The 11200-nt window shown below is 40.2% G+C and carries 7 protein-coding genes and 2 pseudogenes; 3 read left to right on the top strand and 6 right to left on the bottom strand.

Translation table 11 applies throughout. The features are described 5' to 3' along the window. A pseudogene (locus QL998_RS10860) lies at positions 1 to 127 on the bottom strand (IS5/IS1182 family transposase); the annotation flags it as partial. 222 nt (positions 128 to 349) lie between these two features. Between QL998_RS10860 and QL998_RS10855 the strand changes: the two are divergent. Beyond that, a complete protein-coding gene (locus QL998_RS10855; RefSeq protein ID WP_290192675.1) occupies positions 350 to 1528 on the top strand; it encodes an efflux RND transporter periplasmic adaptor subunit in 1179 nt (392 codons plus the stop codon). Positions 1529 to 1540: 12 nt separating this feature from the next. Further along, complete coding sequence (locus tag QL998_RS10850) at positions 1541 to 4663, top strand: efflux RND transporter permease subunit (RefSeq protein WP_290192674.1); 3123 nt, start codon at positions 1541 to 1543, stop codon at positions 4661 to 4663. Between the two features lie 90 nt (positions 4664 to 4753). On the opposite strand, the gene QL998_RS10845 is transcribed toward QL998_RS10850, so the two are convergent. Both QL998_RS10845 and QL998_RS10840 read right to left on the bottom strand, forming a co-directional pair. After that, positions 4754 to 5206 carry a cytochrome c gene (locus QL998_RS10845; protein WP_024598794.1) on the bottom strand — a complete coding sequence of 151 codons (453 nt, stop codon included), beginning with the start codon at positions 5204 to 5206 and terminating at the stop codon, positions 4754 to 4756. Between the two features lie 90 nt (positions 5207 to 5296). Next, on the bottom strand, positions 5297 to 5767 hold the full coding sequence (locus QL998_RS10840) for a DUF2721 domain-containing protein (RefSeq protein ID WP_121953461.1): 471 nt from the start codon (positions 5765 to 5767) through the stop codon (positions 5297 to 5299). A 191-nt stretch (positions 5768 to 5958) separates the two neighbouring features. Between QL998_RS10840 and QL998_RS10835 the strand changes: the two genes are divergently transcribed. After that, positions 5959 to 8133, top strand: coding sequence for a S9 family peptidase (locus QL998_RS10835; protein WP_290192673.1), 2175 nt, complete (start codon positions 5959 to 5961; stop codon positions 8131 to 8133). A 43-nt stretch (positions 8134 to 8176) separates the two neighbouring features. Here the strand turns inward: QL998_RS10835 and QL998_RS10830 are convergent, their stop codons facing one another. The 3 genes and pseudogenes from QL998_RS10830 to QL998_RS10820 all read right to left on the bottom strand — a co-directional run bounded on the left by QL998_RS10830 (position 8177) and on the right by QL998_RS10820 (position 11196). Beyond that, positions 8177 to 9664, bottom strand: a complete 1488-nt coding sequence (locus QL998_RS10830; RefSeq protein WP_024605412.1) for a HAMP domain-containing sensor histidine kinase — start codon at positions 9662 to 9664, stop codon at positions 8177 to 8179. 10 nt (positions 9665 to 9674) lie between these two features. After that, a pseudogene (locus QL998_RS10825) lies at positions 9675 to 10399 on the bottom strand (response regulator transcription factor). 62 nt (positions 10400 to 10461) lie between these two features. Then, positions 10462 to 11196 (bottom strand): spondin domain-containing protein, encoded by a 735-nt coding sequence (locus QL998_RS10820; protein WP_024607274.1) that lies wholly within the window; start codon positions 11194 to 11196, stop codon positions 10462 to 10464. Positions 11197 to 11200: the final 4 nt, after the last annotated feature.

Genomic DNA, 11200 nt, shown 5'->3' with positions numbered 1-11200 from the left:
TGCGCATCTTATACAGTATGCCTTCGAGCGTTTTTCTATGGTCGGGCTTATTATAAATTCGACCACTTAAGTACATTACTTTTGATAAGACATTCCATGTCCCGTCTGTTAACATTAATCTTGGCATATAGGTTCGGTGTAAAGTTTTCTGGCGAATTCAATTATACCTTATCTTCATGCTGTTTGTTTTTCATACCACAAAGATCAACACGCCCTAGTCGTTTTTGAATTACCGCCTTTATTTTATCTATTAATACATGCATTTGTAACAGTTGCTTACAAATGTCACCTTAATGTTTCATAAGGCTCTGGTATTATGATGTTAATAGAGTTTTGGGGATAATAGAATATGCAAACAAATTCACTTAGATGGGTTTTTCCATTTGTGGCGCTCATTGTTGGTGTTGTTGGCTTTATGGGAATAAATGCCATTGCACAAGAGCCAGAAAAAAAAGAAGTAATTGATACTCGTCCAACAGTGCAAGTTGAGCCAGTGATTGCAAACGATCATCAAGTTATTATTAATAGCTACGGTGAAGTAAAGCCTCTTGAAAATACACAGCTCTCGGCGCAGGTGTCGGGCGAGGTGTTAAGTTGGCATCCTAATTTTGTAGCTGGTGGCATAGTTGCTCGCGGTGAAACGTTATTCACTATCGAAAAAGATAATTATGAAGCAGCAGTACTTGTTGCAGAGGCCGAGCTTGCTCGCGCACAAGCGGGTTTAATAGAGGAACAAGCTCAAGCTCAAGTAGCCGAAGACGAAGCCAAGCGCTTTCCAAGTAAAGCGCGTACCGACTTATTTTTACGTAAGCCTCAAGTGTTAAGTGCGCAGGCATCTGTTAAGTCGGCGCAAGCTGCATTAAAACGTGCACAACGTGACTTAGATAATTGTGAAGTAACAGCCCCTTACGATGCATTGGTTATTAGTCGAAATATAGGTGTAGGACAATTTGTCACTATGGGTTCGCAAGTTGCTGAACTCAATAATATTGAGACCGCTGAAGTGATTATTCCTATAGCAGGGTTCGATAGCGTTTTTTTGCCAGAACGTATTAAAGGTATTACCGCAACGATTATTCAAAAAGGCCTAAACAGCTTCACCCGTGAAGGTGTAATTGACCGCGACCTAGGGATTGTTGATAACGCTACGCGTATGAGTAGTTTAGTAGTGCGTATAGAAGACCCATACGGTCTTAAAAACATACAACCAGCCATTAAGTTTGGCAGCTACGTACAGGTAAATTTTGCAGGTGCAATGCTTAATAATATTTACCGCTTACCGCAAGCTTTAGTTAACAACCAAACTGTGTGGGTAGTAAACGAAAACCAAGAACTAGAGCCTCGCAAAGTAACGGTTATTCGTGAAGAGGGTGAGTATTTTTATATTAGCAGTGGTTTAAATGCCGATGACAAACTCGTTATTACTTTACCTGAATACCCGCAAAAAGGAATGCAGGTTAAAATTGCAGGTGTAGCTGCAAAACCTGAAAGCTCAGAAACGAGCACTTCAAACACGCAACAGCTGTAGGGTGTAATAGTTATGAGCGAGTCAATACAACAAAAACAAACAGGGCTAATTGCCTACTTTGCTAATAATTCAGTAGCCGCTAATTTAATGATGTTTTTTATCATTATTATGGGGGCTATAAGTTACTTTACGATTCAGCGTCAAATGTTTCCTAATGTAGAGATTAACTACATTAATATTGAGGCTAATTACCCCGGTGCATCTCCTCAGGAAATAGAAGAAAGTATTCTTATAAAAGTTGAAGAGTCACTTAAAGATATAACCGAAATTAAAAAAGGCGTGTATCGCGCATTTAGAAATGGCGGTACAGCCAGCCTGGAAATAAACACCGATGCAAAACTTACCGATGTGCTTGATAAAGTAAAGTTGCGTGTTGATGGTATTGCGACTTTTCCGGCGGGTATGGAACCGGTCACCATAAGTCAAGTTGAGTTTAGGCAAGACGTAATAGGTATGACGCTCGTTGCTGATTTACCACTTACAGAGCTTAAGCCTATAGCAAACCAAATAGAGGATGAGTTACTACAGTTATCTAATGTTTCACTCGTTGAAAACGATGTACCGCTTGACGAAATTGCAATTGAGATAGACCCCGATACGCTGCGCCAATATAATCTAACCCTTAGTGATGTGATGAATGCGGTACGCCGTTACTCAGCTAACTTTTCGGCGGGGCAGCTAAAAACAGACGCAGGTGTTATTTCTGTTCGCGTCGAGAATCAGTTTTACTCAGGTGAAGAGTTTAGGCAAATTCCGGTAAAAATTGGCGAGTATGGCGCTAAGGTTTTACTGCAAGATATTGCAGTTATTAAAGATCAATTTATCGAAGGTGAGCGCTACTTTAAGTTTAATGGCGAAAACGCGGTGTATTTATCGGTTAAAGCAACGCAAGAGCAAAACATGATTCCCGTTGCGGATTCGGTTAAAGCGTTTATTGATCAAAAAAATAAGCAGCTACCGCCAGGTATTCGATTAGAGCCATTAATGGATATGACCTACTACCTAAATGCTCGCCTTGATATGATGAAAGCTAACCTGTTTCAAGGTGCAATTTTGGTGGCAATTATGTTGTCGTTATTCTTGCGATTTAAACTAGCGCTTTGGGTAATGATTGGCTTACCTGTATGTTTTTTAGGGGCCATGATGATGATGCCGCTATTTGGCATTAGCATTAATATTATTTCGTTATTCGCTTTTATAATGGTGCTCGGCATCGTGGTGGATGATGCCATAGTGATAGGGGAAGCTGCCTACACCGAAGTTGAAAAAAGCGGCGGTGGTGTAGAAAATGTTGTGCGTGGCGCTAACCGAGTCGCGACCCCTGCAACCTTTGGTGTGTTAACAACGATTGCTGTATTTGCACCATTCACAATGTCGAGCGGGCCAGAAAGTGCCTTCTTTTATGGTATAGCCGTTGTAGTAATGCTGTGTTTAGTATTTAGTTTGATTGAATCAAAGCTGATACTGCCAGCTCACATTGCTCATACGCACTTTTCGCCGATCAAAAAAGGTGGTTGGCGCGATCGCTTCAATACACGCTTTTTTGGTTTCGTAAATGGTCCATATAAACGTTTTATTGCTAAGTGTGTTGATTGGCGCTGGACTGTTTTGTTTGCTTTTATTGCAATGTTTATAATCAGTATTGCACTTATTACGTCTAATAAAGTACGTACAGTTCCAACTCCTAAAGTGCCGCATGACTTTCCACAAATACAAGTTGAAATGAACGATAATGTTTCTGATTTACAAACCATTGCCGCTATTCGCGAAATAGAAGCTATGGTACTTAGAGTCGATGAAGAAACAGAGCGTGAATTTGGCCAAAAAATTATTCGTGATGTATTGGTATTTAACCAAGGCAGAACTGAGTCGCAGTTACTAGCTCCATTAGTTGACGAAGATTCACGTCCATACAATGCATTTGAGCTTTCTCGCCGATGGCGTGAGGCTATGCCGACTATTGCTGGTATTAAGTCGTTAACTATTCAAGACGATGTTGGTGGCGGCGGTGGTAATGGCGGCGGCGAGTTTGGCTATTTACTGTATGGCTCAGACATAGATACTTTAAATCAAGCGGGTCGTCGTTTTATTCAATTACTTCAACAGCAAAAAGGGTTGTTTGATATTAGCTCAACCATAGATCCTGCGAGCAAAGAAGTGCAAATGAGCCTTAAACCTGTTGCTTATGATTTAGGCTTAGATTTGGCAGGTATTGCAAATCAAGTGGGAGCCAGTTTTTATGGTGGCGAAGCGCAGCGCGTAATCCGAAACGGCGAAGAAGTACGCGTAATGGTACGTTACCCTAAGCTGACTCGTGAGGCATTTTCATCGCTTAAGCACACCGTTGTTACTACCCCACAGGGGCGAGAAGTACTTCTTGGTGATGTAGTAGAGCTAACAGAAACGCCAGGTATTAGCTATATACGCCGCGAAGGTGGTTACCGTACCGTGTATGTTTATGGCAATATTGATGAAGAGCAAATTGAGCCAGGCGAAGTGGTTAAGCAAGTAAAAGAAAATCTACTGCCACAGCTAATAGAAGAATTCCCAAGTGTTAAATCAGAGCTTGGTGGCGCAATAGAAGAGCAGCAAGCTCAAGCTAATGAGCAAATAATGTTTTTTATTGGCGGAATGATTTTAGTATACATACTGCTAGCTGTGCCGCTTAAAAGCTATTCACAACCGCTTATTGTAATGTCGGTTATTCCGTTTAGTTTAACCGGGGCTATTTGGGGTCATTATTGGTTTGATTTAGATATGAGCTTAATGTCGGGCTTTGGCTTAATTGCCGCAGCAGGGGTTGTGATTAATGACTCACTTGTAATGACCGATTATGTAAACCAAGTTCGCCGCGAAGGTGTTAGCGTTAAAAATGCAGTAATAGAAGCCGGTTGTGCCCGCTTTAGAGCAATACTATTAACGTCTATAACAACCTTTGCTGGTGTATTACCTATTATGTTTGAAACAAGCCTGCAGGCTAAGTTTGTAATACCTATGGCAGTAGCACTTGGCTTTGCTGTTATGTTTGCAACGTTAATAACGCTTATATTAGTGCCATGCCTATATATTATTTTAGGTGATATTGGTGCTGTGTTTAAGCGCCCGTTTAAAAGCCGAGCTGTGAAAGTCTCGTAGATAAAAAACATAAAAAAAGCACTGACCGTTATTAACGCTCAGTGCTTTTTTATTATCTATTTATTGTTGTTAAACTGGCTACAACAATAATTAATCTTTAAATTGCTTATGGCAATCTTTACAGCCTTTAGCCCATGCGCCAAAAGCTTTACCAATTACGGCTTTATCGCCCGATTGAGCAGCTAACGCTAGCTTATCTGCATTTGCTGCAAAAGCATTCGCTTTTTCAACAAAGGTTGCATTTTCGGCCCAAACAGCAGCAAGTGCAGCTGTGTCGCCTTTATCTGTCCCTTCGTAAAACGCTTCCCATGGCATTTTTGAAAGTGCAGCAGCGTTGTTAGCACGCATTTTAAATTGCTCTGCGTCAAAAGGTACTTTACCTTTTAGCATTGCGCCCATGTCACCAATTTGTACTGAGATCATTGAAAACGCTGCTTGGCGGTATTCAATCGCGTCACTTGGTTCTTTAAATGCAGAATTTGCCGATACGCTAAGTGCACATGTAGCTAATGCTATACCTGCTAATACTTTTTTCAATTTCATAGTTTGCCCCTGTTGAGTATTATTCCTAATTTAATATCTTGTATGTAACGTCATCTTTATTCAAGCGAATACGACGGATTTAATGAAAAGTTAATCATTAATGCCTATATCGGCAAATATCATGCCTCTTCGCATGCTGCGGGTTGCTAAAAACACTTCACCTAATAACGAAATAAATGCACAAATGAGTAACGCCATTGCAGCTACAAAACAACAAGCAATGGTCACGCTTAAGTTAATTGATTGTATGTGCGACAAAAATAAAAACATAACCACAGCACATACAAGTAAGGCACTTAATACGCTTAAGCTAAAAGCAATATGTATACATCGAGATCTTTTTAATAAGGCGCGCAGCTCTGTTGCTAGCGACTTATTAAAATCGTCATCTGTATTTACTTTTAATCTTCGCTCTAGTAAACGCGCCCTGTCGGTAATTCGTGCTAAGCGATTAGACAAAACACCTAAAGTTGCTGCTATACCTGTGATTAAAAATACGGGAGCAACGGCCGTTTGAATTACTTTTGCCATAGTTAAAATGTTAATTACTTCGCTATTCATTACTACCCTTAATCAGTTGAGCTTAAAAGTGATTTATATATCTACAGAGTACCTGATGTAGGCTTATTAAGAAAAGAGGAATTACGTTGATTTACTTTACATAGCTTCACAAACTAAATCACAACACAGGTTATTTTTAGGTATATTTAATTACTTAATAAAAAATAAAAATACAACAAGGACTTTGACTGATGAAACGTACTCCATTCGCACTCGCAGCACTATCACTCGCTATTTTAAGTGGCTGTAATCAAGCCCCTGAAGAAACCAAAAAAAGTAATACACAAGTTAAAACGGTTCAAGTTGCACAAGCTGTTGCGCCGGTTGCTAAAAGAGTGCCACATGAAATGACTATTCATGGTGATACACGCATTGATGATTACTATTGGCTACGTGATGATGAACGTAAAGCACCAGAGGTAATTAACTATTTAGAAGCTGAAAACACATACACTGATGCAATGCTCGCACATACTAAAACGCTGCAAAGTGAGTTGTTTGAAGAGCTAAAAGGGCGTATTCAAAAAGACGATGATTCGGTCCCAGTTAAAAACGGTGATTATTTTTACTCAACACAAACACGTGGCGATAACGAGTACACTACTTACTTACGCAGCAGCGATTTTGCAGGTACCGATCAGCAAGTTATTTTAGATGTAAATGAGCTTGCTAAAGGTCATGATTATTATGCAGTAAGTGGTTTAGATGTAAGCCCTAATGGCAATTTAATGGCTTATGGCGAAGATACTGTTAGTCGTCGTATTTATAGCGTAAAAATAAAAGATTTAACTACCGGTAAATTACTCGAAGACACACTTGAAGGCACCAACGGTGGCATTGTGTGGGCAAACGATAATAAAACGGTTTACTACATTAAAAAAGATTTACAAACTCTACTAGGTTACCAAGTGTATCGTCATACATTAGGTACATCGCAAGCTGATGATGAGCTAATTTACGAAGAAACTGATACCAGTTACTACATGGGTATGAGTAAAAGCAAAGATGAGTCAGAAATTTATATTTGGCACAGCAGCACGGCTGCATCAGGCGTATCTGTATTAAGTGCTGATGATACTAAGGCAATGCCTAAACGCTTAATTGAGCGCGAAGCAGGGCTTGAATATGATATTTCGAAGCTAGGGAATACTTACTACATTGTAACTAACTTAAATGCTGTAAATTTTCAGCTGATGAAAGTTGATATTGATAAAGCAGGCGACAAGGCTAATTGGCAAAGTGTGATCCCAGCGCGCGATGATATTAAACTCGAAGGCATTGATTTATTTAATGACTACTTAGTTTACCAAGAACGTGAAATGGGCCAATCAAAGTTGATTGCGCGTGATTTAAAAACAGGTAAAGAGTTACCACTGAGCTTTAACGATAGCGCTTATACAATTGGTACTTATGGTAATAACGATATAGATAGCAGCACGTTACGAGTTTACTACACAAGCATGACTACACCTGGTTCATCGTACGATGTAGATTTAGCGACTGGCGATAAAAAACTACTTAAACAGCTAGCTGTATTAGGTGATTTTGATGCTGATAATTACGCCTCAGAGCGTATTTTTGTAACAGCACGTGATGGCATAAAAGTACCGGTAAGCTTAGTTTACCGTAAAGACGCGTTTAAAAAAGATGGTACTAACCCGCTACTGCAATACGGTTACGGCTCTTATGGCGCAACCATGGATCCTACTTTTTCAAGCACGCGTTTGAGTTTACTTGACCGTGGCTTTGTATTTGCAATTGCCCATGTACGTGGCTCACAAATGCTAGGTCGCCCTTGGTACGAAGACGGCAAGCTACTCACTAAAAAGAATACGTTTAATGACTTTGTTGATGTAACTAAAGCATTGGTTTCTCAAAAGTATGGCGCAAAAGATGAAATATTTGCGTTAGGTGGCAGTGCTGGTGGCTTATTAATGGGCGCAGTAGCAAACCAAGCGCCTGAGCTTTATAAAGGCATGGTTGCTGCGGTACCGTTTGTAGATGTAGTAACCACAATGCTTGATGCGAGCATTCCGCTTACAACAAATGAATACGGCGAGTGGGGTAATCCGAACGAAAAAGCGTATTACGATTACATGCTGTCTTACTCGCCATACGACCAAGTATCTAAGCAAGCATATCCTAATATGCTAGTAACGACTGGCTTGCACGATTCGCAAGTTCAATACTTTGAGCCTGCAAAATGGGTTGCTAAGTTGCGTGACTATAAAACTGATGACAATAAGTTACTGTTTAAAATAGATATGGAAGCAGGGCACGGTGGTGCATCGGGTCGCTTTAAACGCTTAGAAGATACCGCGCTAAACTATGCATTTATGCTTGATTTAGCAGGTATTAAAAAGTAGTTACTCTTTATATTTAAATAGATTTAACTCAATAAGGTGCTTTTTAAAAAAGCACCTTTTTTTGTGGTAAATTAAAGCTAAACATAGTGCCTTTACCAATTTCACTTTGTACGTAAATTTCACTATCCATCAGTTTTAATAACCCTCTGCAAATAGCCAATCCTAAACCACCTTGCTGGCGCCCCTCTTTATTAGAATTACTTGCTTGGTAGTGCGGGTCAAAAATAGCATTCAGCTCATCTTCTTTTATGCCTACACCCGTGTCTGATACATGCACAAATAATTGATTATCTTCACTGCGTTTTACATGTACTGCAATGCTGCCGCCGCGAGGGGTGTGCCTAATTGCATTATCAATTAAATTGCTCAGTACTCGCTCTAGCTTAGCGATATCGGCAACCACAGGAAAATCACAAATCGCAGGTTCTACCGACAAACTAATGCCTTTTTTGTCAACGGCTAAACTAAATTTTGCCATGCAATCGTAAATGAGTTCACCTAAATTAAAGGTTTCTTTATTTATACTTATTTCGCCATTTTCTAAGTGAGCAAGCTCAAATATTTGCTCTATGAGTAGCTTTAATTGCCCGCAATTATTAAGCGATACCTGTAAGTATTCTTGCTGCTCTTGTTTACTTAGTTGTTCACCCGACTGATTTAATACTTCTAAAAACCCCTGCAGTGAAGCAAGTGGTGTACGTAGGTCGTGCGATAGATGGGTCAGCAACTCTTTGCGTTGTTTATCGCCTTGTTCAAGCGCTTTAAACTGCTCATTAATACGCGTTAACATGGCTTGAATACTTCGCCCTAAACTATGCACTTCGTTACTTTTTTGCGTTGAATAGTTACTTAGCTTGGTGTCGGTAAGGCTGTAGTTAGCGGCTTCAATATTACTAACATCGCGTGCTAAGCGCTGAATTGGGTTGGTAAAAAAACGTAGTAAAATTAGCATCGCAATAAATAAAAATGCGAGTGCAGAGCCAAGCCATAAAGCAGCTAGCCATAACTTGTCATTATTTTTTACAGTGCTTAGTGAGGTATCGTAAGCCTCACCACCAATAATTACATATAAATAACCTTGTAGCTTATCTTGATTAAATACTGGCGCGGCTGAAAATATTTTTTGTTGCTCTTTATTACGAGGATTATCACCATAAATAGGTGCAGCGCTTGGGTCGTTAATCAGCCTTTTTAAGGGCGTTAAACTAATGTGCGTGCGTTTAACTTTACCCGGCTTTGCTGAGTAAGTAAGAATTTTTCCGGTTTCGTCTACAAAATAAAATTCAAACGCAGGACCTAATAACATTAAGGTATGGAAGAGGTTTTCAAGCGCTTTATAGTCGTAAACCCCTTCTTTTATTAGTGGGTTATCTTGTACTAAATGTTCCGCTAACGCTAAGTGCAGATTTTGTTCGGCGTGGTGTTTTGAAGTCAGTTCTAATTGCTTGCTCCAGCCGTAAACTAGGGCGCAAATAAAACAAAAAATTACGACTAGCGATATAACTAATTTTTGATACAAAGATAATTTCATAATAGGTGTCTTAATTGAGTTGGCTAGGGTTTAGTTTGTAACCAACCCCCCAAACTGTTTCGATGATAGGCGCTTGTTGGTGTTCTTCTAGCTTGGCACGTAAGCGGTTTATATGTGAATTAACCGTGTGCTCGTAACCACTGTGTTGGTAACCCCATACTTTATCGAGTAACTGCTGGCGGCTAAAAACATGATTAGGATGGCGTGCAAAGTAAACGAGTAAATCAAATTCGGTGGCGGTAAGGTTAAGGGCTTGCTTGCCTAAATACACTTGGTGCGAACTGAACTCAATGTGGAGTGACCCTACGTTTAGCGTTTGTTCGCTATCAACGGGGGAGTTGTCGTTGTTTTGGCCTGCGAGTAGTTGTGCTCTGTGGCGTAATTGGGTTTTTACTCTGGCTTGTAATTCGCGTGCAAAAAAGGGTTTACAAATATAATCATCGGCGCCCATTTCAAGGCCAATAACTCTGTCCATATCGCTACTCAGCGCGGTGAGTAAAATTACGGAGGTAGTTGGGTAATGCTCTTTTATTTTTCGGCATAAGCTCAAACCATCCATTTGCGGTAAGTTTATATCGAGTAAAATAAGTCCGTAGGGATGCTTAGCTATTTTTTTAAGGCTAGTTCTGCGCTTACAACATGATCAACATGTAAGTTAAGCGACGTTAGCTGCGTGGTAATTAACTTACCTATTTCTCTGTCATCTTCTACTACTAATATTTTTTCGTGACGCATGTATTACCTCGTAAAAAGGGGGGCATCCGTGCTCCCTTACTTCCCCATTACAAGCTGGAACGTTACTGCGTGCGCGTAATTACTATTTTCGATACTGGGTTATCAAACTTATGTTCAACACCAAGTGCTGATGTAGATAATCCATCTTGATTTGAAACAATGCCTGGATGCATCGTTATTATATCGGCTGTATCGTCACGTATTTCGTTGAACCCTTCACCGCTAGCGGCAGGACCTGGCACAGTTTCAGCTGTTTCTGTATTTGCTTCCGTACCCGCATCATAAGCAGTCGTAGTGCGTGATAACGAACCGCCAACTTCTAATGTTGATACATCTAAAGAACTAAGACCGGTAAAAGCATCATTTGTATTCCCAAGCATGGCAGCAAATGACAAATTAAGCGTTTCTTGCTCTTCAACAGTAATGATTACTGTGGTGGTTTCACCAGGGCCAATAGCGCCTTCAGCTGAAACTGCAGCAAGTGCACTTTCGTAGCTGAGGTATTCTTCATTTGCACCGCTTTCTGCAAGCATTTCTAAACCAACAGAAGCTGTTGTACCGAATGTCCAAGGTGCTTCATCTTCAAAAGCAATGACAGAGAGTGGTGACAAAGGCTGTCCTGCAGTTAAGTTACTAAAAGTAATAGTAAACTCACTGATCACAGGTTCTACAACAATTGGCTCAACAACGACCGGCTCTTCAACAACTGGGTCGTTATCATTATCGCTACACGCTGCAAGTGTGGTTGCAAGTGCAAGCACTAGTAGACTTTTTTTAAGGTTGTTAGCAGATGACATAATC

Source organism: Pseudoalteromonas sp. APC 3691 (assembly GCF_030408135.1).
GTDB lineage: Bacteria > Pseudomonadota > Gammaproteobacteria > Enterobacterales > Alteromonadaceae > Pseudoalteromonas.
Note: the sequence above shows the minus strand (reverse complement) of the source record. Positions and strands in the feature narration are given on the sequence as shown.